This is a genomic window from Schumannella sp. GW821-FHT10F01 (assembly GCF_058809295.1).
Genome location: NZ_JBXASM010000011.1, coordinates 78,263 through 101,294 on the forward strand (window position 1 = coordinate 78,263; position 23,032 = coordinate 101,294).

A 23,032-nucleotide genomic window follows, 5' to 3' on the forward strand; every position below is an offset into this window, starting at 1 on the left:
CGGGCCCCCGTAGACTGGCGGCATGGTGTCCCGACTCCGCCGCAACGTCAGCCGGGCCGGGCTGATTCTCCGGGACGAGGGGCCGCGACGGCTGCTCGGCCGGATCTTCGGCAAGCTCGGCGGCCTGCTCGTCGGCCCCGCCGCCTCGACCGGCGGCGGCGTGCTGCCGACGATGCTGGTGGCGACGGACGACGCGGAGAACGTCGACTGGACGGACTCGCCGGCCTGGCGCACCGACCCGGTGCGCGTGGTGTCGGAGCCGCTCGAGCTCGGCTGGATCATGTCGCCTCCCGGCGCCGAGAGCGGCGGGCACCAGAACCTGTTCCGGTTCATCAAGTTCGCCGAGGAGCGCGGCCACCGCTCGCGCATCTACCTCTACGACCAGTTCGGGCACAGCCTCCGCGACGTGCGCGCGATGCTCCAGGCGAGCGAGGCGTACCCGCACCTCGACGCGACGATCGAGGACTACCGCCCCGAGGTCGGCGTGCACGCGTCCACCCAGGCGCTGTTCGCCACCGGGTGGGAGACCGCGTATCCGTCCTACCGGGATCCGTCGCGCGCCCGCCGGATGTACTTCATCCAGGACTTCGAGCCCTCGTTCTACCCGGTCGGCACCGAGTCGCTGCTCGCCGAGAACACGTACCGCTTCGGGTTCCAGGGCATCACCGCGGGCGGCTGGCTCGCGCGCAAGCTGCACGACGAGTACGGCATGACGACCGACCACTTCGACTTCTCGGTGGACCGGAGCCTCTACAACCTCACGAACCGCGGCCGCCGCGACGAGGTGTTCTTCTACGCGCGCCCGGTCACCACGCGACGGGCGTTCGAGTTCGGCGTGCTCGCCCTGGCGAAGCTGGCCGAGCGCCGCCCCGGTCTCGTCATCAACTTCGCCGGCTGGGACGTGCGCGGCTGGAACGTGCCGTTCGCCTACCGCAACCTGGCCTCGCTGGAGCTCTCGCAGCTCAACGCGGTCTACAACCGCTGCGCCGCGGGGCTCGTGCTCTCGCTGACGAACATGTCGCTGCTGCCGCTCGAGCTGCTCGCCTGCGGCACGGCCGCCGTGGTGAACGACGCCCCGAACAACCGGATGGTGTCGGACAACCCCTTCATCGACTACGTCGCGCCCTCGCCCGGCGCGATCGCCGACCGCATCGAGCGGATCCTGGACGCGCCGGACGCGGTCGAGCGCGCCGTGGCCCGCTCCGAGTCGGTGGCCGACCGCAGCTGGGCCGACTCCGGCACCCAGTTCGTCGACGCGCTCGAGAGGGCGATGCATGGCTGACGCCGTCGTCATCGGAGGCAACGGCTTCATCGGCTCGCATCTCGTGGATGCGCTGGCCGCGGCCGGTCACTCGGTGACCGCGTTCGACCGGTTCAGCGGCCCGGCGCCGACCTACCGCGCCGAGGGCGTCACGGCGATCCGCGGCGACTTCCTCAGCTCGGCCGACCTCGCCGCGGCCGTCGAGGGCCGCGACTGGGTGTTCCACCTCCTCTCGACGAGCACCCCGGCCAGCGCCGAGGGCGATCCGACCTTCGACCTGCGCACGAACGTGGCGCAGACGGTCGAGCTGCTCGACCTGTCGGTGCGCGCGGGCGTCGGGCGCGTGTTCTACGCGTCGACGGGCGGTGCGATCTACGGCGACCAGGGGCGCGAGGTCTACTCCGAGTCGGATCCGGCGCTGCCGCTCTCGCCCTACGGCATCGGCAAGCTCACCATCGAGCGCTACCTCGACTACTTCCGCGCCACCCACGGGCTCCGCTCGACCGCGCTGCGCATCTCGAACCCCTACGGCCCGCGCCAGCGCGCGTTCCGCCGGCAGGGACTCATCCCGATCGCGCTCCGCAACGTCGTCGAGGGCCGGCCGGTCGTGCGCTACGGCGACGGCGGGATGGTGCGCGACTACGTCTACGTCGAGGACGTCGTCCGGATGATCGTGTCGATCGCCGAGGGCGAGCCGGCCGCGCCGATCTACAACCTCGGCAGCGGCCACGGCTACTCGGTCGGCGAGGTGCTCGCGGCGATCCGCCGGGTGGTCGGCGTGGACTTCGACATCACCGAGATGCCGACACCGCCGACCTTCGTGCAGAAGGTCGTGCTCGACACCGCCCTGTTCGACCGCGAGTTCGGCCGGGTGGAGCCGCTCCCGCTCGACGAGGGCATCGCACTGACGTACGACGACATCCGGGGGATCGCATGACCGAGGTGCTGGCGAGCGTCGTCATCGTGACCTACAACGGCGAGGACTACCTCGAGCGGCTGCTCGAGTCGGTCGAGCAGCAGGTGGTCGACGGCGAGTACGAGGTGCTCGTCATCGACTCGGGGTCGAAGGACGCCACGCTGGAGATCGTCGCGCGGCACCCGGCCGTGCGGCTGCACGAGATCCCGAACAGCGAGTTCGGCCACGGACGCACCCGCGACCTCGCGGTGCGGATGACGCGCGGCCGCTACGTCGCCTTCCTCACCCAGGACGCCGTGCCGCTCGACCGGGAGTGGCTCAGCGAGCTGCTCGCGCCGTTCGCGCTGAGCGACAAGGTGGCGATCGTCACGGGGCGCCAGTACCCGCGCCAGCGCGCGTTCCCGCTGCAGCGCTACGACATCATCGGCACGTTCCGGCACCAGGGCCCGAACAGCGCGACCACGATCTGGGGCCATGCCGCCCGCCCGTTCAGCGCCGCCGAGGCGAGCGCGGCCGAGTTCCACTCCGACGTCAACGCGGCCGTGCGCCGCGACCTCGCCACCGGGCCGCTGCCGTTCGCCGACGTGCCCTACTCCGAGGACCAGCTCATGGCGCAGCAGGCCCTCAACCTCGGCTACTGGCGGGCGTACGCCGGCCGCGCAGTCGTCGAGCACTCGAACGACCTCTCCTACGACGAGTACGGCCCGCGCATCTTCGACGAGACGGTCGGACTCCGCCGCCTCGGGTTCCCCTTCCACCGGATGGGGCGTGCCGAGGTGATCAAGGCGACGATCAAGGGCAGTATCGGCAACTCGCTGTCGATCGTGCGCGACAGCGACTACTCGGCGGTCGAGAAGCTGCGCTGGCTCGTCGTGAACCCCGCGTACCAGTGGCGCCGCTGGTCGGCGATGCGCCGGGCCAGCCGGGTGGACCTCGCCGACACCGGCGCCGTGCGCGCGGGCTCGCTCGAGCACAGCCGCAAGCGCCGGCACGGGCACCGCTAGCGGCGGGGGCCGACCTCGCCGCTCGAGGCGAACTGCAGGTAGCCGACGCCGTGCGGGTCCTGCGCCATGAGGAACTCGACCGGGTCCGACGTGGCGTCGATCGGGTCGCCCTCCGCGGTCACGACCGTGGAGTACAGCAGGTGGCGGCCGCTGCCGAGCGACGTGTGCGGCAGCTGGATGCGCAGCGTGTAGTCGCCGGGCTCCGTCGGCATCGCAAGCCGCAGGCCGGCCGTGTTGACGCCGTAGATCGACTGGCCGAGCGGGTTCTGGATGTCGATGCCCGCGAGCCAGCCGGCCGGCGCGCTGCCGACGCGGTGGTCCACCTCGACGGTGAGGTCGGCGCCGAGCGGGATCTCGCCGGTGAGCTCGCGCTCGCTCGCCGAGATCCGGACGCCGCGGATGGAGACCACCGAGTTGTCGGAGTCGGCACCGGTCGTCTCGCCGGTCTCGAAGCTCTCGCGCAGCGCCCGCAGGCCCTCCACGGGGTCGCCGTCGTGGATGAGCGAGCCGTGGTTCAGCACCGCGACCCGGTCGCACATGGCCATGACCTGCTGGGCGGAGTGGGTGACGAGCACGATGGTGCGGCCCTCGCGCTGGAACTCCGCGATCTTGTCCATGCACTTGCGCTGGAACGGCTCGTCGCCGACCGCGAGCACCTCGTCGACGAGGAGCAGGTCGGGGTCGAGGTGCACCGCGACCGCGAAGCCGAGCCGCACGTACATGCCGGAGCTGTAGAACTTCACCTGGGTGTCGATGAAGTCCTCGATGCCCGAGAAGTCGACGATCGCGTCGAACTGCCGGTCGGTCTCGGCCCGGCTCAGGCCGAGGATCGAGGCGTTGAGGTAGACGTTCTCGCGGCCGGTGAGATCCGGGTGGAAGCCGGCGCCGAGCTCGAGCAGGGCGGCGAGCCGGCCCTTGCGCATCACACGGCCGGAGCTCGGCTGGATGATGCCGCCGATGATCTTCAGCAGGGTGCTCTTGCCGGAGCCGTTGTGGCCGACGAGGCCGAGGGTCGACCCGGTCTCGATGCTGAGGTCGATGTCGCGGAGCGCCCAGAAGTCCTCGCGGTGCGACTTCGAGGAGCGGAAGTTGACGAGCCGCTCCTTGATGGACTTGTCCTGGTGGAGGACGAAGCGCTTGGACATCCGCTGGATGTCGACGATGGTCGATGCCGGCATCACAGCTCCTGCGCGAAGTTGCCCTGCAGCCGCGAGAACACGCGCTGCGCCACGAACAGGAGCACGAGGCCCACGAGGAAGGCGATGAGCATCCGCAGCTCCAGCCCGGGCGGGAAGGCGCCCGGCACGGTCGAGCCGGCGATCCACATCGCCTTCTGCAGCCCGATCACGCCGAGGGTGATCGGGTTCGCCAGGTAGATCTCGCCGAGGAGGCCGTCGCCGAGGTACTGGTGGATGTAGCCGAACGAGTAGACGATCGGCGACGCCCAGAACAGCACGAGCAGGACGACCTCGACGAGGTGCTGGAAGTCGCGCAGGTAGACGTTGGCGGCGGAGAGCAGGATGCCGAGGGCCGAGGCGTAGATGATGAGCAGCAGCAGCGACGGGATCAGGTAGACGATCTCGCGCGAGATCGGGAACTGCCCGAGCGCGAGGCTGCCGACGAGCAGGACCACGAACTGGATGCCGAGGCTGAACAGCCCGCCGCCCACCGACGCGAGCGGGAAGATCTCGCGCGGCAGGTAGACCTTCTTGATGAGCCCGGCGTTGTTGACGATCGAGCTCGTCGCGTTCTGCAGGATCTCGGTGAAGAGCGTCCAGGCGGTGAGGCCCGTGAACACGAAGATCGCGAACTGCGGCACCCCTCGGGCGACGCCGAGCACCTGGCCGATGATGAAATAGTAGATGAGCAGCTGGGCGATGGGACGCAGCAGGCTCCACACGATGCCGAGCGAGCTGTCCTTGTAGCGCGCGCGCACCTCGCGGCGCACGAGCAGGCCGAGCAGCTCGCGTCGTCCCCAGATCTCGCGGATCGATCTCGCGGTGCCGCGGAAGAAGCCTCCGCCCGAATCCACGGTCACGAACGGGAGGTCGGCGATCCGCGCCTCTCTCTCGCGCGCAGCGGCTGTGGTCACAGATGTCATCCTCGGGAAGGCCCCGGTGTCTTCCTCGGGGACGGTCCCGACGATTGTAGAGCCGAGCCGGTGCACGGGCGCTCAAGGCCCCTCCCGAACGGGTGACGCGCCTTCAAGTGCCGGTTGAAGGTACGCTGTCCCGGTGATCCGGAGTCTGAGGGGGCTCGCCCCGGAGTCGTTCCTGGTCGCGGCCGCAGCCGCGACCCTGCTCGTCGTGCTCTCCGGCTGCGTCACGACGCAGCCCGAGCCGACCCGATCCGGCACGCCGTCCGCGACGTCGTCCGGGTCCGCGTCGGCGACGCCGAGCCCGACCCCGAGCGTGGTCGACGGCCCGATGCCGGCCATCACGATCGCCTCCGTCGACGTCGACGGACTGCACCTCACGGTCGGCGGCCTCGTCACCGAGGTCAGCGAGGACGGCGGCAGCTGCACCTTCGTGCTGACCTCCGACGTGTCCGGCGCCGAGGTGACCGCCGAGACCGAGGGCGCCGCGAACGGCGCCACGACGAGCTGCGGCACCACCCAGATCGAGACCGCGAAGCTGTCGCGCGGACCGTGGACGGTCGAGCTGCGCTACCAGTCGACCTCGCAGACCGAGCGCACCTCGGCGACCCAGAAGGTGGAGATCCCGTGAGACGCGCCCTGATCGGCCTGCTGGCGGCACTGGTGGTGGCACCGGTGCTCACGGTGATGGCCACGCCCCAGGCGGCCAACGCCTACGACGTCAAGCTGTGGAATCCCGGCTACATCATCAGCGACGCCAACTTCTACGACGGCGGCGCGATGAGCGCGAACCAGATCCAGAGCTTCCTGCAGGCGAAGGTGCCCACCTGCCGGTCCGGCGCCCTGTGCATGAAGGACTGGGCCTCCGCCACCCCGGCGATCTCCAGCTCGTACTGCGCCGGCTCCTTCGCGCCGAGCGCCCGCGACCGCGCCGCCGACGTCATCGCGAAGACGGCGATCGCGTGCAACATCAGCCCGCGCGTGCTGCTCGTGCTGCTCCAGAAGGAGCAGAGCCTCGTCACCTCGACGAACCCGCCGGCCAGCGCCTACACGAGCGCCACCGGCTTCAACTGCCCGGACACGGCGCCGTGCAACCCGGCGTACGCGGGCTTCACCTACCAGGTGTTCTACGCGGCCGTGCAGTTCCAGCACTACAAGCAGAAGCCGACCTCGTTCAACTACCTGCCGGGCCGGGTCAACAACATCCTGTACTCGCCGAAGTGCACCGGATACTCGGCCGTCTACATCCAGAACATCGCGACCGCGTCGCTGTACGACTACACGCCGTACCAGCCCAACGGGAACGCCCTCGTGCCGAACTACGCCGGCAGCGCCGATCCCTGCGCGTCGTTCGGCAACCGCAACTTCTGGGGCTTCTGGAGCGACTGGTTCGGCTCGCCGACCGGACCCTCGAGCGTCGTTCGGACCGTCGACAACGCGACCGTCTACCTCACCTCGGGCTCGTCGAAGTACCCCGTCGCCAGCGTCGACATCCTGACCGCCCTCGCGCCGCTCGGCCAGGTCTCCTACGTCTCGCAGTCCTACCTCGACCAGTTCACGACCGGGCACGTAGTCGGCCGCAGCATCCGCGGCCCGGACGGCTCGATCTACTTCTACGACTCCGGCCTGAAGCTGCCGTTCACCTCGTGCGCCCAGGCGGCGGACTACGGCGCCTCGTGCGCCGCGGACGGCTACGTGCAGCTCGACGACGCGCAGATCGCCGCGTTCGCGACCGGCCCGGTGCTGACCTCCGTGATGGGCACCGTCGAGGGCGCGCGCTACTACGTGTCCGGCGGGAAGAAGCGCGAGATCCTCGACGACGCGTCGCAGGTCGCCGCCGGCATCCCCGCGGGCATGAACGTGCTCACCGAGGCCGCCATCTCGAGCATCCCGCTCGCGGCGCCGGTCGCGCGCACCGGCACGTTCCTGCTGCAGCGCGGCACCTCGAAGTACGCCTACTCGGGCGGCGGCAGCTGCGCGGTGCCGTCGGGCCAGGAGGCCGCGCTCGGCGTGACCACGCGCACGAGCGGCACGCTGTGGCCCGCGTCCGCCACGCTGCTCGGCGCCTGCCGCGACTTCAGCGGCATCGTCTCGCTGCCCGGCGCCCCCGGCGTCAGCGTGGTCACCTCGGCCGGCCGCTACGACCTCAAGGCCGGCGACCCGCGCCTGGTGGCGGGGTCGGCGACGCCGTTCCCGAGCTCCGCCGCCACGCAGCCGTTCCTCGACAGCTACCCGCTGCTGGGCACCATCGCGGCCGGCTCGTTCATCAAGACGCCCGACAGCGGCACCGTCTACATCGTGATGGCGTCCGACATCCGGCCGATCAGCAGCTGGGACTCGCTGCTCGCGCTGACCCCGCCGGGCCAGTCGGTGTCGATCACGACCGTGCCCTCGTCGGTGGTCGGCCAGCTCACGACCGGCAAGACGGCCCTCACCGCCGGCACGCTCGCGCGGTCGCCGCAGGACGCGACCGTCTACTTCATCGACGGCGTCTCGAGCCGCGTGGCCTTCAGCTCGTTCGTCTTCCCGGTGGAGGCGGGCTTCTCGAAGCTCGTGTTCGCCGACGACGCGGTGATCAAGGCCTACCCGGTCAACCAGAAGCTCATGGGCTTCGGCATGCTCTGCGGCACGACGCGCTACGTCGCCGCGGGCGGCTCGGTGCACCAGGTCTCGGATGCGCTGGCCGCGTCGTACCCGTTCGACTACGTGACGATGGACCAGTTCACCTGCCAGAACCTGAAGGTCGGCGCGCCGGCCGGATCGTTCATCCGCACGCCGGACGGCTCGATCTACCAGCTCGTCGGCGGCCAGAAGCGGCCGATCGCGTCGATGGCGCGCTGGGCCCAGCTCAGCGGCGGTCAGTCCTGGATGGACGTCGTGCCGCAGTTCGCGTCTCAGATCCCGACGGGCCCGCTGGCCTGAGTCCCGGCCGCCGGCGCCACGCCGGCGGTCCGGGCGCGGTCCGCTGATCCGGTGCGCCCGGCGTCCGACCCGACGCGCCCGGTGTCGTCGGCGTCGGCGTCGGCCTCCGCCTCCGCGGCCTCGTCGTCGAGGCGGGCGGTGACGGCCTCCGCGTCGGCGGCGGATCGCCGCCAGAGCGGCGCGGCGGCGAGCACGAGCAGCGCCGTGAACGCGGCGGTGCCGATCGCCCAGACGTACATCGGGCCGGGGGCGGACGGCCACCACCACTCGGCGTGGCTGCCGAGGTCGACGCTGAGCACATCGGTGCCGGTCACGTAGCGGCGGATGTCGGAGTGCAGCGCGACGCTGTTGGCCGTCGCCAGCAGCAGCACGGCGAGCACGAGCGCGACGCGGCTCGGCGGCCGCATCGCCGTGCGGGGCGTGCGCGGGGTGCGCATGAGCGCGATGCCGGCGAGCAGCACCATGAGCGGCAGGATGTAGCGCGGCTGCACGTAGCCGCCGACGAGCGCGCTGCTCTGAGTCAGGATGTAGACCGGGATGAGCGCCATCGCCGCGAGCGCGATGCCCATGCCGATCGCGGCCCGCACCGAGCGGTCGCGCAGCTGGATCGCGATCGCGCCGACGAACACGGTGAACCCGGCCACCCAGACGCCGGCCGGCACCGGGGTGTCGAGCCAGCCCAGGTTCCAGCGGCCGAAGACGCCCACCCAGAGGTCCGGCACGCTCGTGAGGTTCAGCAGGAACAGCCCGCGCCAGCGCTCCGGGTCGGGCGGCGGGGTGCCGGTGAGGCCGGTCGCCGCGGCGCCGCCCTGCGAGGCGGAGAGGTACGCGATCGCCGCGTAGGCGATCAGCACGACGGGCAGCGCGAGCAGCGGCAGGAACCGCACCCGGAAGCGGAACGCCAGGCCGCACGCGATGCCGATGGCGATGACGGCGTAGATCGCGGAGTCCGCCCGGGCGCCGGCGCCGATGACCGTGGCCAGCGCGGCGTAGCCGCCGAGCGCGATCCGCCGCCATCCCGTCGTCTCGAAGTAGCCCAGCAGCGTGACCCAGAGCACGGCCGCCGACAGGATCGCCCAGCTGCTCGGGTTCGTCGACGCGATGATCGAGACGCCGAGCGGCACCGAGGTGATGAGCACCGACCACACCAGCGTCGGCCTCCTCCGGCGCGGCAGCAGGGCGCAGGCACCCGCGATGACGGCGACGAAGAACGCGGCGTTGACGATGCGCATCGTGACGACCGAGACGTCGAGGTCGGGGCCCGCGAAGGCGCTCATGGCGAGGTAGTACAGCGGCGGGTAGAGGCCCTCGAAGTTGCCGCGATCGGTCGACTGCAGGCGGTCGACGCCGTCGCCGAACCCGGCGCCCTGGCAGGCGCCGCTCTCCGCCGGCTTGTAGGCGTAGCAGGTGGCCGGTCCGACGAGGTCGGAGGGCACGGACCGCTGGTCGGATGCGGCGCCGGGCTCGCAGAGGTCGGCACGGTCGCCGGCGCCGCACCAGATGCTCGCCAGGTGGAAGTCGTCGTCGGGGCTCGAGCCGACCGGGGAGGCCAGGGCCCACGCCGAGAGGGCGATCAGCGCGAGGAGGGGAGCCGCCACGAAGGAGAAGATCCAGCGGGGGACGCGGTCGATCCGATCGCGGAGTTTCACGCCTGGCATCCTATTCACGGCCGGGTCGGGCCCCGCTGAGGCCGCGCCTGGTCGGCGCGGACCGGCGCCCTGGCTAGGCTTCCAGGATGCCCACCCCGCCCGCCGCCGTGTCGGTCGCGATGGCGACCTACCAGGGCGAGCGCTGGGTGGGGGAGCAGGTGCGCTCGATCCTCGCGCAGTCCCGGCCCGTCGACGAGCTCGTCGTGGCGGACGACGGCTCCGCCGACGGCACGATCGCGGTGGTGCGCCAGGCGGTCGCCGAGCTCGGCGACCGCGCCCCACGGCTCGTCGTGATCGAGGGCGACGGCGGCCTCGGCGTCGTGCGGAACATCGAGCGCGCGCTGCGCGCCGCGACCGGCGACGTGCTGCTGCTCTCCGATCAGGACGACGTCTGGCACCCCGACCGCGTCGAGCGGGCGCTCGCCGCCCTCGCCGCTCCCGGCTCGCTGCTCACCCACTCGGATGCCCGGCTCGTCGGCGCGGACGGCGAGGACCTCGGCTCGACGGTCTTCGGCCGCCTCGAGCTCACCGGGGCCGACCTCGACGCCGAGTCCCGGCCGGGCGGCGCCTGGACGCTGCTGCTGCGTCGCAACATCGTCACCGGGGCGGCCGCCGGCCTCCGCCGCGAGCTCGTCGACCTCGCCCTGCCGGTGCCGGACGGCTGGCTCCACGACGAGTGGCTCGCGATGACGGCGGCCGCGCTCGACGGCGTGCGCCCCGACCGCGCCGCGCTCATCGACTACCGCCAGCACGGCGCGAACCAGGTGGGCGTCGCGGCGCCGACGCTCGCCCGCAAGCTCTCGCGGCTCGGTGCGGGGCGCACCGAGCGCGACGCCCGGCTGCTGCGCCGCGCCCGCTCGCTCGCCGAGCGGCTGCCCGCGGTGCCGGGCGTGCCGGCCGAGCGGCTGCGCGACAGCGCCCGCAAGCTCCGGCACGAGGAGCGCCGCAGCGCGCTCCCGGCCCTCCGGATCGCGCGCCTGCCCGGTGTGCTCGCCGGCGTCCTCGCCGGCGACTACGGCCGCTACGGGGGCGGGGCGCAGGACGTGCTGCGCGATCTCGTCCAGCCCTCCGACGGGCGCTCCTCGTGAGCGCGCGCCGCCGGCTCGGCGACGTCGGGCTGGTCAGCGGCGTGAGCATCCTCGCCGGCGCGATCGGCTACGTGCTCACGACCGTGGTCGCCGCCGTGCTCGGGCCGGAGCGCTACACCGGCTTCTCGGCCTTCTGGTCGGCCGTCTACCTCGTCGTCGGCAGCCTCGTCGGGCTGCAGCAGGAGACCGCGCGGGCGACGAGGGCCGACGCCCCGCCGCAGGAGCGGCGGATGCTGGAGTCGGCGCTGGCGATCGCCCCGGTCGTCGTGGCCGCGGTGCTCGCGGCGACCTCGCCGCTCTGGGCCGGCCGGGTGATGGCGGGCAGCGGACCCGAGCTGGTCGTGCCGCTCATCGTAGGCACCGCCGCCTACTCCGCCGTCGCGCTCGTCAACGGCGCGATGTACGGCGTCGGGCGCCTGCGCGCGGTCGCCGTCATGGTGCTCGTCGACGCGCTGCTGCGGCTCGTGCTCGTGCTGCTGGCGCTCCTCGCGGGTGCCGATCACATCGTGCTGTTCTGGGCGGTGGTGGTGCCGTTCCCGGTCGCGCTGCTCGTCGGCATCCCGTTCCTGGTGGCCGCGGTGCGGCGGGGCGCCGGCGTCGACACCACGCCGCGGCGCTTCGCCGTGCAGTCCGTCGGCGCCGTGCTCGGATCGGTGTCGACGAGCGTGGTGATGAGCGGCATCCCGGCGATCATCGCGTCGTCCGAGCCGGGCGGCGGCGCCCGCCTCGGCACGGTGATGCTCATGGTGACGCTGGTGCGCGCACCGCTGATGCTCGGGGCGCTGTCGCTGCAGAGCCTGCTCGTGGTGCGCTTCCGCGACATCGCGGAGTCGTCGGTGCGCCGGCTGCTCGCCGTGGTCGTCGCGGGCATCGCCGCCGCGACCGCCGTGCTCGCCGGGCTCGCCGCGCTCGCGGGGCCGCCGATCGTGCACCTGCTGCTCGGCACCCGGTTCGCGGTCGAGCCGTGGTTCCTCGCGGCCCTCGTCGGCGGCTCCGGCGTCGTCGCGCTCAACGTGGTCGTGTCGGCGCTGCTGCTGGCGCGATCGCGGCACGCGGCGTTCATCGCGGGCTGGATCGTCATCGCCGCCGGGTCGATCGCGCTGCTCGCGCTCCCGCTGCCGATCGAGCAGCGCGCGGCGCTGGCGCTCGCGGGCGGCCCGCTCGTCGGCGCGGTCGTGCAGCTCGTGTCCGCGCTCGCCGGCACCCACTCGGAGCGCCGCCGGCGGGCGTGACCCGCCCGGCCCGGTCAGTCGGGCGTGCGCGCCGATCCGGTGCCGTCGTCCTGCGTGCGCGCCTCGAGCTCGGTGATGCGCAGCTCGAGCAGCCCGACCCGCTCGGCCAGGTCGCGGCTCTGCGACTCGAGGCTCGTCAGCTCGGCGCTCGCCTGCAGGCACACCAGGAACAGGATGGCGAGGCTGACGAAGAAGACGAGGTTCGTCGGCACGGCGACCCCGAGCAGCTCCGCGGCCCAGGCGAGCACCGGCGGGAAGACGCCGATGACGAGCGCGAGCACGCCCGCGACGATCCACCAGATCGCGTGGCGCTCGCGCAGCCGGCGGTGGCGCAGCAGCTGGATCACGACCACGAGGATCACGAGCGCCGTGGCGACTCCGAAGGCGTAGCTGACGGCGCTCACGAGGGAAGGCTCCTGCGGGGACGGACGAGGGCGAACAGCAGCGCCATCATGGCGCGGCCGAGGTAGGCCGCGGCCTTCACCGGGTCGTGCGACGGGCGGCCGCCGGCCCGGGCGCGCATGGCGACCGGCAGCTGCGTGATGCGGCAGCCGGCGCGGGCGGCGATGACGAGCGCCTCGATGGTGTCGCCGAGGTACTCGGCGGGGTAGTCGAACGCGAACACCCGGATGGCGCGGCGGCCGGCCGCCCGGAAGCCGGAGGTCGTGTCGGTCAGCGGCGTGCGGGCCACGCGGCTCAGCACGCGGGCGAGCACCACCATGGCCCAGCGGCGCGGCCCGCGGGCCGCGTAGTCGCCGGTGCCGGCGAAGCGCGCGCCGATCGCGATGTCGTAGGTGTCGAGGAGGGCGATCAGCTCGCCCACCCGAGCCGGGTCGTGCTGCCCGTCCGCGTCGATCTGGACGACGTGGTCGTAGTCGTTGTCGTAGGCGAACCGGTAGCCGGTGCGCATCGCCCCGCCGACGCCGAGGTTGAACGGCAGGTCGGCGACGCGCGCGCCGGCCGCCCTGGCGATGCGGGCGGTGCCGTCGCGCGATCCGTCGTTGACCACGAGGATGTCCACATCGGGATTGAGGTCGCGGATCTCGTGGATCACCGCCTCGATCGTGGCTTCCTCGTTCCAGGCCGGCACGATCACCAGCGCTCTTCCCATGCTGCGATCCTATCCGCGGCCGGCCGGGCCGCCGGAGGGGCCGAGCGCGTGACGCAGCAGCGAGCCCGCGCTGCGGGGGTCGAGGGCGCGCGCGGCGGCCGGCAGCTGCGCGACGGCGTTGAGCCGGCTGGTCAGGTGCACGGCGGCGGCGCGGCGGGCCCGGCGCCAGCCGCGGGAGGCCGCCCAGCCGGCCGCCTCCGCGAAGAGCGCGCGCTCCTCGACGAACCGCGAGCCGTCGGGACCGCCCTGCGAGGAGACGCTCGCCGTGTGACGGCGGTAGTCGAAGACGTGCCGGTCGTCGACCAGGAGGCGCCCGCCGGCGACGACGATCTCGAGGATCAGCGTGAGGTCCTGCACGACGTCGCGGTCCGGGCGGAAGCCGAAGCGCGCCAGCTCCTCGCGGCGCCAGGCGAGGGAGGGGAAGTAGAGCCAGTTGCCGCCGAGCAGCGAGACGGCGAGCTCCTCGCCGCCGTGGCTGCCGGCCGCGAGCCGGCGCCGCGCCTTGACCCGGTCCGCGAGCGGGGTGGACGGGCGGCCCTCGGCGTCCACGACGCCGACGCCCGGCTGCACGATCGCGGCGTCCGGGTCCGCGGCCACGAGCTCGCCGATGCGCCGCACGTAGCCGGGCAGCATGACGTCGTCGCAGCCCATGATCACGACGAGGTCCGCCCGCGACAGGTCGACGGCGCGCTGGAAGTTGCGGGCCGGTCCGAGGTTCTCGGGGTTGAGCACGTACTCGATCCGCGTGTCCCCGAGCGAGCGGAGCCAGTCCGCCGGCTCCGGATCCGGGTAGCGGTCGTCGATGACGACGAGGCGCCAGTCCGGGTCGTCCTGGGCGAGCACGCTCTCCACGGCGATCCGGAAGTGATCGGGGCGCCCCCAGAACGGCATCATGATGTCGAGCGCCACGTCGGCCCCTCCCTGGTGTCCGGGACACGCTACCAACGCGGCGGGCTGCGCCTACGCGCCGGCGCCGCGGGCCGGCACCGCGGGCCGCGGCTCGAGGCGGTCGAGCGCCCGCCGCCAGCTCAGCTCCTGCGAGGCCTTGACGCTGCAGATCACGAACAGCAGCCAGCCGAACTCGTAGAGCAGCGTGCTCTCGGCCAGGCCGGTGAACAGCAGCGCGACGAGCACCGCCGCCGGCCAGGCGTAGACGATGCTGCGGCGCTGCCCGGCGAGCAGCCACGACCGCGTGAACGCGAGCCCCGCGGTGAGCACGAGCAGCACCAGGCCGATGAGCCCCACCTGCAGCCACACGTCGAGGAATGCGTTCGACGCCGATCCCGCCGGGCGCGCGGCGGCGGGCGACAGGATGCTGGAGTACGGCGGCAGGTCACGGTCCCAGCGGCCGAGCCAGCCCCAGCCCTGCAGCTCGCGCAGCTGCCGCCAGGGCAGGATCTGCTGCCAGATCCGCAGCCGGTAGCCCGCCTCGCCGCCCGCGTTGACGAGCTCGACGAGCGGGGTGCGGAACGCCCAGATCACGGCGAGCACCACAGTCGCGCCGGCGAGCGCGACGAGCTGCCACACCGTGCGGCGCTCCGCGCTCACCCGCCGGATGCCGTACATGACGAGGAACGCGGCGACGACGACGATCGCGACGCCGTAGGTGACAGGGGAGCGGGTGAGCAGGATGCACAGGCCGCACAGCACGGCGGAGACGACGCTCGTCATCCGCGACACCGAGCGGGTGCGCCACTCGATCACCGCCGTCACGGCGCCGACGGTGGCGACGAGCCCGAGCAGGTTGCGCGTGCCCTCGATGCCGCTGATCGGCCCGAGCGCGGCGATGTTGCCCTCGATGTCGAGGAACGGGATCGGGGTGTCGATGAGGATGCCGCTGAGCACCTCCATCGCGAGCGAGACGCCGAGGATGACGCGCACCGCGTCGCCGGTCGAGCGCAGGATCTGGATGGTGTCGCGGGCGAGCGCGATGTAGAACCCGAGCAGCGTGTACGCCGTGAGGTAGACGAGACCGCCGAGGCTCGCCCACTGGTACTCGCTCCAGAAGATCGACGCCGCCGTCCAGCCCAGGAACCCGAGGAGGGAGAGCGGCAGCAGCCCGCGCAGCTCGATGTCGTGTCGCCGGGCGGCGAACGAGAGCGCCATGATCACGACGAGGCCGGCGAGGATCGCGAACAGGCCCGGGATGCCGATCAGCCGGCGGATGGGCACCGCGGCCGCGGCGGTCGCCACGGCCGTGACGGTGAGCGCCTCGCTCAGCCGCGGCGACGCCAGCACGATCCGCACCCACTCCGGCGCGCGGTGGAGGGGCTGCGGTGCGCTCATCGGCGGGTCGCCCGCGTGCGCTGCGGCTGCATCTGGATGGCGATCGCGACGAGCAGCGCGAAGCCGATCTCGATGAGCAGCCGGCTCTCGGCCAGGCTCTGCACGAGCAGGGCGGTCAGGAGCAGCGGGGCCGCGATCGCGACCGGCCAGCGCACGGACGGCGGGTCGGCCACGGGCGGGACGCCCGGTGCCGCCGCCGCGCGAGCCGCCGGACCGGCCGACGGCAGCGCCGCGGGCACGGCGCGGAGCGCGAGCACCCAGGCGCGCACGATCGCCACGAGCACGAGCAGGCCGAACACGACGACCCCGATCACCCCGAGCTGCAGGTACAGGTCGATCCACGCGTCGTGCGCCTGGTAGTAGTGGATGCCCTTGATCTGGATGAGGTCGAAGAAGTCGACCCAGCTCGGCCAGTAGCTGACCCAGCCCCAGCCGGCCGCGGGCCGCTGGTTCGCGAGGCCGAGCACGATGTCCCAGATCCTCGTGCGGTTCGTCAGGTCGGGGCTCTTGCCGAGCAGCCCGAGCAGCGGCCCGCGCAGCGCGATCGCGCCGAGCACGCCGCCGACGAGCACGACGGCGCCCGCGAGGTGGAGCACGAGCCGCCCGCGGCCCGCGAGCCGGTGGGCGACGACGAGGAACACGGCGACCGCCGCGGTCGCGACGAGCGCGACGACCACGGTCGACGAGCGGGTCAGCGCGAGCACCGCGATCGCGACGACGGCCCAGAAGCCGTTCCACACCCGCGAGCCGGAGCGGGAGGCCCAGCGCACGGCGAAGGCGACGAGCCCGATGAGCGCGGCCATCGCGAGCAGGTTCGAGTTGCCCTGGATGCCCTGGATGCGGCCGCCCTCGAGCAGCAGGTCGCGCGACCAGTAGCAGGCGGGCCGGATGTCCTGCGGGTCGCAGTACGACACCCAGAGCGGCAGCACGGGCTGTCGCACGAACAGCGCCACGACGAGCTCGAACAGCAGCGAGCCCCCGAGCACCCAGCGGCTCGCGGTCGAGACCGCCTCGAGCAGGCTCTCGAAGCGGAGCACGGTGCCGAGGAACACGGCGAACGTCGTGCAGACGAGCGTCACGACGGTGCCGAGGGCGGTGGCGCCCGGGTAGGCGGACCAGATCGTCGACAGCCCGGCGAGCAGCAGGAACGCGAGCAGCGGCAGCGGCAGGCGCCGCACGTCGACTCGCGCCCGGACCAGCTCGACGACCGTCAGCGCGAGGCCGATCAGCACGAGCGCGCCCCAGCCGTACCAGGTCAGCAGGTAGCGGAAGAAGTCGCCGGCGGTCAGCAGGACGATGCCCGCAGCCGCGAGCGCGCGGTGGTAGGCGCTCGCGGGATCCGTCACCCGCTCAGGCTATCGGGGCCCGCCTCAGACGAACGCGGAGACGCCGGTGAGCGCGCGCCCGACGATGAGGGTGTTCATCTCCCGCGTGCCCTCGTACGAGTACAGCGCCTCGGCGTCGGCGAAGTGCCGGGCGACGTCGTTGTCGAGCACGATGCCGTTGCCGCCCATCGACTCGCGGGCCCAGGCGACGGTCTCGCGCATCCGCGAGCAGGCGAACTCCTTCGCGAGGGCCGCGTGCTCGTCGCGCTGCAGCCCCTCGTCGAGCATCTGCGACACCTGCGTGCAGAGCGCGATCGACGAGGTGATGTTGCCCATCATCTTCGCGAAGTGCTCCTGGATGAGCTGGTGGTGCACGATCGTCTCGCCGAACTGCACGCGCTCCTGCGCGTAGGCCAGCGCCGCCTCGTAGGCGCCGATCGAGTTGCCGATCGCGGCCCACGCCACCTCGGCCCGGGTCAGGCGCAGCACGGCCGCCGTCTCGCGGAACGAGTCGCCGCGCTGCAGGCGGTTCGCCTCCGGCACGCGCACGCCGTCGAGCGTGATGTCGGCGTTCTGCACGATGCGCAGCGCCGTCTTGTTCTCGATCTTCGTCGCGGTCCACCCCGCGGAGTCCGTGGGCACCAGGAAGCCCTTCACCTGGCCGTCGACCGTGCTCTTCGCCCAGATCACGGCGACGTCGGCGATCGTGCCGTTGCCGATCCAGCGCTTCGCGCCGTTGAGGATCCAGTCGTCGCCGTCCGGCGTCGCCGTGGTGCGGAGGCCGCGCGCGGAGTCGGAGCCGGACAGCGGCTCGGTGAGTCCGAAGCAGCCGAGCAGCTCGGCGGAGGCGAAGCGCGGCAGCCACTCGGCGCGCTGCTCCGGCGAGCCGGCGACGCCGATCGCGCCCATGACGAGGCCGTTCTGCATGCCCACGAGCGTCGCGGCGGAGGCGTCGACGCGGCCCAGCTCGAGGGCGACCCAGCCGCGGAAGACGGCCGAGTTCTCGAACGGCTTCGTCTCCTCCCACGGCATGCCGAACAGCCCGAGCTCGGCCATGCCCTCCGCGACGCGGCGCGGGAAGAACTCGGCCCGGCTCCAGTGGTCGTTCGCGATCGGCTTCACCTCGGTCTCGAGGAACACCCGCAGCCGGGCGAGGAGGTCCTTCTCCTGCGCGGTGAGGCGGTCGGCGAATCCGTAGAAGTCGCTGGCGAGCGCGGTGAAGGCGGGGGCGTCGGTGACCGTCATGGCAGGGACGCTACGCCGCGTTCCCGGATGCCGTCGATGCGTTGGCGATGGGGGCGGACCCGCGTCGGCCGGGACGCCCCGACGGTTGTAGGTCGCCCACGATCCGGCGGACTGGGAGGATGAGCGCGATGCTCGCCGCAATCACGAACACGCCCCGCGACTACGCCTGGGGATCGACCACCCTCATGCCCGCCCTGCTCGGCCGCGCGCCGAGCGGACGGCCGGAGGCCGAGCTCTGGCTCGGCGCCCATCCGGGCTCGCCCGCGCGCCTCGTCGACGGCGGCGGCACCCTCGCCGACGTGGCGCCCGACCTGCCGTTCCTGCTCAAGGTGCTCGCGGCGCGCTCGCCGCTGTCGCTCCAGGCGCATCCGACGATCGCCCAGGCGGAGGCGGGTTACGCCCGCGAGGATGCCGCCGGGATCGCCGTCGACGCCCCCGACCGCAACTACCGGGACCGGCTGCACAAGCCGGAGATGATCTACGCGCTGAGCGACCCGTTCCGGGCGCTCTGCGGGTTCCGCGCGGTCGCGGCGACGCGTGCGCTGCTGGACCCGGTGTCCGCCGATCCGCGGATCGCCGCGCTGCGCGACCGCCTGGCCGACGACGCCGCGATCGGGCCGGTGTTCGAGTGGCTGATCCGGGGCGGCGAGGACGTCGACGAGACGGTCGCGGCGGTCGTCGAGGCGTCCGCCGTCGAGGACGACCCGTCATGGGACACCGTCCGGGCGCTCGCGGAGAGCTTCCCCGGCGATCCGGGCGTCGCGATCTCGCTGCTGCTCAACACGGTGTCGCTGACCCCGGGCGAGGCGCTCTACCTCCCGGCCGGCAACATCCACGCCTACCTCGACGGGCTCGGCATCGAGCTCATGGCGTCGTCGGACAACGTGCTGCGCGGCGGCCTCACCCCGAAGCACATCGACGTGCCCGAGCTGCTCTCGGTGCTCGATTTCCGGCCCCTGCCCGTGCCGTACCTGCGCCCGGAGGCCGTGCGGCCCGGGCTCGACGTCTTCCGGCCGGGCATCCCCGACTTCCAGCTTGCGGTCGTCTTCGGCGAGGCGCTCACCGCCGGCGTCGAGCTGACGCTCGGCGGGCGTCCGGCGATCGCGTTCAGCATCGGCGAGGCCGAGGTCGGCGGTCGTCCGCTCGGCCGCGGCGAGGCCGTCTTCATCGAGGACGAGGCCTCGATCGCGATCGGCGGCGCCGACGGCGGCACGCGCGTCTTCATCGCCTCCCCGGAGCTCTGAGCCGCCACCCGGGACGGTCAGCCGGCGGCGCGCTCCGGCTCGCGGGCGCCGAAGGTGCGGCGGTAGTCGTTCGGCGTCGTGCCGAGCACCTTGAGGAAGTGGTGGCGCATCACGGCCGCGGTGCCGAAGCCGGCGTGCTGCGCGAGCGGCTCGAGGCCCAGGTCGCTCTGCTCGAGCAGGTGCTGCGCGCGGAGCAGCCGCTGCCGGTTGAGCCAGGCGGCGGGCGTGGTGCCGAACTCGGCGCGGAAGCGGCGAGCGAACGTGCGGGTCGACATGAGCGCGCGCCGAGCCAGCCGGTCGATGCCGAGGTCCTCGTCGAGATGCTCCAGCATCCATTCGGAGAGCTCCGACAGCGACTCGTCGCGCACCGGCGGCACGACGATCTGGATGTACTGCGACTGCCCGCCGTCGCGCTGCGGCGGCACGACCATGCGCCGCGCGATCACGTTCGCGGCCGCGGCGCCGTGCTCGCGGCGCACGAGGTGCAGGGCCGCGTCGATGCCGGCGGCGGTGCCGGCGCTCGTGATGATGCGGTCGTCCTCGACGAACAGCACATCCGGGTCGACGTCGACGCGCGGGTACTGGCGCGCCATCCGCTCGGCGTGCATCCAGTGCGTGGTCGCGCGGCGGCCGTCGAGGATGCCCGACTCGGCGAGCACGAAGGAGCCGCTGCAGACGCTGAGCACCCAGGCGCCGCGGGCGTGGGCGTCGCGGATGACCTCGAGGAAGCGCTCGTCGGTGCCGCCGATGCGATGCGCCGGCACGGCGATGAGGTCGGCGTCGGCGCAGACGGAGAGGTCGTCGGCGACGACGATCGGGAACCCGAGGCTCGTCTCCACCGGGCCGGGCTCGGCCGTCGCGATGGTGAAGTCGAAGGCCGGGCCGCCGGAGTCGCTCCGGTCGATGCCGAAGACCTCGCAGACGACCCCGAACTCGAACGGCGCCGTGCCGGGCAGCACGAGCGCGACGACCTTGCGGAGCATGGACCCTCCCGGTGGTGATGACGGCGACCGCCTATGGCGGTGATGATGGGATATCGCACATCCTGCCACGCGATCGCGGCATCCGCGTCCCGATAGCCTGAGGACATGAGCTGGCTGGTCACCGGCGGTGCCGGGTACATCGGCGCGCACGTCGTGCGCGCCCTCCTCGACGCGGGACTCGACGCGGTCGTCGTCGACGACCTGTCGTCCGGGCACGAGGAGTTCGTCCCGGCCGAGGCGCGGTTCCTCCGCGGCAGCATCCTCGACGGCGCCGTGATCGAGCAGGCCATCGCCGACCACGGCGTGACCGGCGTGATCCACGTGGCGGGCTACAAGTACGCGGGCGTCTCGGTGCAGCGCCCGCTCCACACCTACGCGCAGAACGTGACCGGCACGGCCACGCTGCTCGCGGTCATGGCCGACCGCGGCGTCGACCGGATCGTGTTCTCCTCGAGTGCCGCCGTCTACGGCACGCCGGATGTCGACCTCGTGACCGAGGACACCCCGAAGGCCCCGGAGTCGCCCTACGGCGAGTCGAAGCTCATCGGCGAGTGGCTGCTGCGCGATCAGGCGGTCGCCACCGGCCTCCGGCACGCGAGCCTGCGCTACTTCAACGTCGTCGGCTCCGGCGACCCGGCCGTCTACGACACGAGCCCGCACAACCTGTTCCCGCTCGTGTTCGACGCGCTGCTCGAGGGCCGCACGCCGCGCATCAACGGCGACGACTACGCGACGCCCGACGGCACCTGCGTGCGCGACTACATCCACGTCGCCGATCTGGCGGCGTCGCACGTCGCCGCCGCGCGTCGACTCGACGCCGGCGAGCCCGTCGAGGCCGCCTACAACCTCGGCAGCGGCGACGGCGTCTCGGTGCGCCAGATCATGGACGCGATGGCCCGGGTCACCGGCCGCGGGTTCGAGCCGGAGGTCGGCCCCCGGCGACCCGGCGACCCCGCGCGCATCGTCGCGTCGGGCGAGCTCGCCGCCCGCGACCTCGACTGGTCGATGCGCCACGACCTCGACGACATGGTGCTCTCCGCCTGGGAGGCGCGCGAGGCCGCCGGAACGCGCTGAGGCACGACGGCGCCGCGCCTCCGGGCTGGCCCGGACGCGGGCTCCCCCGTTCGGGGGTCTCTACCACGCGCTCCGGCGCGGACCGCGCGACACGCCCGGGAATACCGATCCGCGACTTGACGCGGGCGAATGACACGGGTGTAATTATCGGCAACCCCCGGGATCCCCGGAGGCCGCGCTGCAGAAGGAGAGAGCCATGTCGACGAGCGACTACCGCCCGCACGTCCCTGACGACTGGTTCGTCGACCCCGTCAAGCGCGGCGTCCCCGGCAGCCCGCTCCGCCAGGTCGAGGAGGACGCCGCCCTCGCGTGGCAGACCGACTCCCTGTGCGCGCAGACCGACCCCGAGGCCTTCTTCCCGGAGAAGGGCGGCTCGACCCGCGACGCGAAGAAGATCTGCGGATCGTGCGAGGTGCGCGCCCAGTGCCTGCAGTACGCACTCGACAACGACGAGCGCTTCGGCATCTGGGGCGGCCTCTCCGAGCGCGAGCGCCGCAAGCTCCGCCGCAACCGCATCGCCTGAGCCGCGCTCCGGCGGGCCGAGCCGTCCTCCGGCGGACCGAGCCGTCCTCCGGCGGGCCGAGCCCGTCGACGCCCCTCGGACGGGGCGGTGCTGAGCGGCGTGTTCTCCCTGGCCCCGCCGTGACCGCCGCCTAGCCTCGGACGCGATGCAGCCCCGAGTCACCGCGGTCCTGGTCGCGCGGAACGGCGCGGCGCATCTCGGGCGAACCCTGGACGCGCTCGCCGGCCAGGTGCGCGCTGCCGACACGCTCCTCGTGGTCGACGCCGGCTCGACCGACGGCACGGCTGAGGCGCTCACCGCCGCCCGCTCCGACGTCCGGGTGGCCGCCCCGCCCTCGTCGTACGGCGTCGCCGTGACCGCCGGGCTGCGGGCGCTGCCGCCCACCGCCTCCGCGGACGAGTGGCTCTGGCTCCTGGCCGCGGACACCGCTCCCGCGCCGGGCGCGCTCGCCGCGCTCCTCGCCGCGGTCGAGATCGCACCCTCGGTCGCCATCGCCGGGCCGAAGATCGTCGACCCCGACGACCAGGCCCTGCTGCGCAGCTACGGCATCAGCGTCTCGACGACCGGGCGCACCGTGCCGCTGCTCGACAGCGACCTCGACCAGGCGCAGTACGACGCGGAGACGGACGTGCTCGGCGTCGCCCTCAGCGGGATGCTGGTGCGGCGCTCCGTCTGGGACGCGCTCGGCGGCGCGGACCCGGGCCTCCCCAGCGCGGATGCCGGACTCGACCTCTCCATCCGCGCCCGGCTCGCCGGCCACCGCGTCGTGCGGGTGCCCGGCGCCCGCGTCGCCCGCGCCGTCGATCCGGCGGACTTCGGACGCCGCCGCCGCACCACCCGCGCCGCTCGGCGCCGCATCGGCCGCTCGGCGCAGCTGCACCGCCGGTTCGTCGGCGCGCCGGCGATCGCCCTGCCGCTGCACTGGCTCGTGCTCGTGCCGCTCGCGATCGCCCGCTCCGCCGTGCACCTGCTCGCCAAGCGGCCCGGCGCCGTGCCCGGCGAGTTCGCCGCCGCGTTCCGCGCGGCGTTCGCCGATCCGACCGTGCCGGCCGCCCGGCGCCGGCTGCGGCGGAC

At 73.0% G+C, this 23,032-nt stretch carries 21 protein-coding genes; 11 read left to right on the plus strand and 10 right to left on the minus strand.

All coding sequences use genetic code 11. The features are described 5' to 3' along the window. Positions 1-22: 22 nt before the first annotated feature. The 3 genes from AC1RSJ_RS13155 to AC1RSJ_RS13165 are packed head-to-tail and all read left to right on the plus strand — an operon-like array spanning position 23 to position 3,181. Entirely contained in the window at positions 23-1,282 is a 1,260-nt protein-coding gene (locus tag AC1RSJ_RS13155; RefSeq protein ID WP_493118845.1) for a rhamnosyltransferase WsaF family glycosyltransferase, read from the plus strand. Continuing rightward, on the plus strand, positions 1,275-2,198 hold the full coding sequence (locus tag AC1RSJ_RS13160) for an NAD-dependent epimerase/dehydratase family protein (RefSeq protein WP_493118846.1): 924 nt from the start codon (positions 1,275-1,277) through the stop codon (positions 2,196-2,198). The genes AC1RSJ_RS13155 and AC1RSJ_RS13160 overlap by 8 nt, the downstream gene beginning before the upstream one ends. Continuing rightward, on the plus strand, positions 2,195-3,181 hold the full coding sequence (locus AC1RSJ_RS13165) for a glycosyltransferase family A protein (protein WP_493118847.1): 987 nt from the start codon (positions 2,195-2,197) through the stop codon (positions 3,179-3,181). The genes AC1RSJ_RS13160 and AC1RSJ_RS13165 overlap by 4 nt, the downstream gene beginning before the upstream one ends. On the opposite strand, the gene AC1RSJ_RS13170 is transcribed toward AC1RSJ_RS13165, so the two are convergent. Together AC1RSJ_RS13170 and AC1RSJ_RS13175 are read right to left on the minus strand one after the other, a co-directional pair. Next, positions 3,178-4,359: an ABC transporter ATP-binding protein gene (locus AC1RSJ_RS13170; RefSeq protein WP_493118848.1), complete on the minus strand. Its 1,182-nt coding sequence runs from the start codon at positions 4,357-4,359 to the stop codon at positions 3,178-3,180. The genes AC1RSJ_RS13165 and AC1RSJ_RS13170 overlap by 4 nt on opposite strands. Next, positions 4,359-5,282 carry an ABC transporter permease gene (locus tag AC1RSJ_RS13175; protein WP_493118849.1) on the minus strand — a complete coding sequence of 308 codons (924 nt, stop codon included), beginning with the start codon at positions 5,280-5,282 and terminating at the stop codon, positions 4,359-4,361. Before AC1RSJ_RS13175 ends, AC1RSJ_RS13170 begins: the two co-directional genes overlap by 1 nt. A 133-nt stretch (positions 5,283-5,415) precedes the next feature. On the opposite strand from AC1RSJ_RS13175, the gene AC1RSJ_RS13180 reads away from it, so the two are divergent. Together AC1RSJ_RS13180 and AC1RSJ_RS13185 are read left to right on the plus strand one after the other, a co-directional pair. Beyond that, positions 5,416-5,907 (plus strand): hypothetical protein, encoded by a 492-nt coding sequence (locus AC1RSJ_RS13180; RefSeq protein ID WP_493118850.1) that lies wholly within the window; start codon positions 5,416-5,418, stop codon positions 5,905-5,907. Then, positions 5,904-8,198 (plus strand): hypothetical protein, encoded by a 2,295-nt coding sequence (locus AC1RSJ_RS13185; RefSeq protein WP_493118851.1) that lies wholly within the window; start codon positions 5,904-5,906, stop codon positions 8,196-8,198. The genes AC1RSJ_RS13180 and AC1RSJ_RS13185 overlap by 4 nt, the downstream gene beginning before the upstream one ends. Here the strand turns inward: AC1RSJ_RS13185 and AC1RSJ_RS13190 are convergent. Further along, positions 8,171-9,847, minus strand: a complete 1,677-nt coding sequence (locus tag AC1RSJ_RS13190; RefSeq protein WP_493118852.1) for a DUF2142 domain-containing protein — start codon at positions 9,845-9,847, stop codon at positions 8,171-8,173. The genes AC1RSJ_RS13185 and AC1RSJ_RS13190 overlap by 28 nt on opposite strands. A gap of 86 nt (positions 9,848-9,933) precedes the next feature. On the opposite strand from AC1RSJ_RS13190, the gene AC1RSJ_RS13195 reads away from it, so the two are divergent. Together AC1RSJ_RS13195 and AC1RSJ_RS13200 are read left to right on the plus strand one after the other, a co-directional pair. After that, complete coding sequence (locus AC1RSJ_RS13195) at positions 9,934-10,935, plus strand: glycosyltransferase family 2 protein (RefSeq protein ID WP_493118853.1); 1,002 nt, start codon at positions 9,934-9,936, stop codon at positions 10,933-10,935. After that, entirely contained in the window at positions 10,932-12,167 is a 1,236-nt protein-coding gene (locus tag AC1RSJ_RS13200; protein WP_493118854.1) for a hypothetical protein, read from the plus strand. The genes AC1RSJ_RS13195 and AC1RSJ_RS13200 overlap by 4 nt, the downstream gene beginning before the upstream one ends. Positions 12,168-12,181: 14 nt before the next feature. Here the strand turns inward: AC1RSJ_RS13200 and AC1RSJ_RS13205 are convergent, their stop codons facing one another. Genes AC1RSJ_RS13205 through AC1RSJ_RS13230 form a run of 6 tightly spaced genes read right to left on the minus strand, consistent with a single transcriptional unit; the run spans position 12,182 to position 18,134 of the window. After that, positions 12,182-12,571, minus strand: a complete 390-nt coding sequence (locus AC1RSJ_RS13205; protein ID WP_493118855.1) for a DUF2304 domain-containing protein — start codon at positions 12,569-12,571, stop codon at positions 12,182-12,184. After that, entirely contained in the window at positions 12,568-13,278 is a 711-nt protein-coding gene (locus AC1RSJ_RS13210; RefSeq protein ID WP_493118856.1) for a glycosyltransferase family 2 protein, read from the minus strand. Before AC1RSJ_RS13210 ends, AC1RSJ_RS13205 begins: the two co-directional genes overlap by 4 nt. 9 nt (positions 13,279-13,287) lie before the next feature. Continuing rightward, the gene (locus tag AC1RSJ_RS13215) at positions 13,288-14,187 is read right to left on the minus strand and encodes a glycosyltransferase family 2 protein (RefSeq protein WP_493118857.1); all 900 of its coding nucleotides are present in this window, start codon (positions 14,185-14,187) and stop codon (positions 13,288-13,290) included. A gap of 51 nt (positions 14,188-14,238) precedes the next feature. Continuing rightward, positions 14,239-15,564 (minus strand): O-antigen ligase family protein, encoded by a 1,326-nt coding sequence (locus AC1RSJ_RS13220; RefSeq protein WP_493118858.1) that lies wholly within the window; start codon positions 15,562-15,564, stop codon positions 14,239-14,241. Continuing rightward, the gene (locus AC1RSJ_RS13225; RefSeq protein ID WP_493118860.1) at positions 15,561-16,910 is read right to left on the minus strand and encodes an O-antigen ligase family protein; all 1,350 of its coding nucleotides are present in this window, start codon (positions 16,908-16,910) and stop codon (positions 15,561-15,563) included. The genes AC1RSJ_RS13220 and AC1RSJ_RS13225 overlap by 4 nt, the downstream gene beginning before the upstream one ends. 24 nt (positions 16,911-16,934) lie before the next feature. Beyond that, positions 16,935-18,134: an acyl-CoA dehydrogenase family protein gene (locus tag AC1RSJ_RS13230; protein ID WP_493118861.1), complete on the minus strand. Its 1,200-nt coding sequence runs from the start codon at positions 18,132-18,134 to the stop codon at positions 16,935-16,937. 128 nt (positions 18,135-18,262) lie between these two features. Here AC1RSJ_RS13230 and manA point away from each other — a divergent pair, with 128 nt between their 5' ends. Continuing rightward, positions 18,263-19,378, plus strand: coding sequence for a mannose-6-phosphate isomerase, class I (gene manA / locus AC1RSJ_RS13235; protein ID WP_493118863.1), 1,116 nt, complete (start codon positions 18,263-18,265; stop codon positions 19,376-19,378). A 17-nt stretch (positions 19,379-19,395) separates the two neighbouring features. Here the strand turns inward: manA and AC1RSJ_RS13240 are convergent, their stop codons facing one another. Continuing rightward, a complete protein-coding gene (locus AC1RSJ_RS13240; protein WP_493118864.1) occupies positions 19,396-20,361 on the minus strand; it encodes a GlxA family transcriptional regulator in 966 nt (321 codons plus the stop codon). 105 nt (positions 20,362-20,466) lie between these two features. Here AC1RSJ_RS13240 and galE point away from each other — a divergent pair, with 105 nt between their 5' ends. The 3 genes from galE to AC1RSJ_RS13255 all read left to right on the plus strand — a co-directional run. Then, positions 20,467-21,435 (plus strand): UDP-glucose 4-epimerase GalE, encoded by a 969-nt coding sequence (gene galE / locus AC1RSJ_RS13245; protein ID WP_493118865.1) that lies wholly within the window; start codon positions 20,467-20,469, stop codon positions 21,433-21,435. Positions 21,436-21,631: 196 nt separating this feature from the next. After that, positions 21,632-21,958 carry a WhiB family transcriptional regulator gene (locus tag AC1RSJ_RS13250; protein WP_493118866.1) on the plus strand — a complete coding sequence of 109 codons (327 nt, stop codon included), beginning with the start codon at positions 21,632-21,634 and terminating at the stop codon, positions 21,956-21,958. Between the two features lie 145 nt (positions 21,959-22,103). Next, on the plus strand, positions 22,104-23,032 hold a 929-nt coding region (locus AC1RSJ_RS13255), incomplete at its 3' end, for a glycosyltransferase family 2 protein (protein ID WP_493118867.1).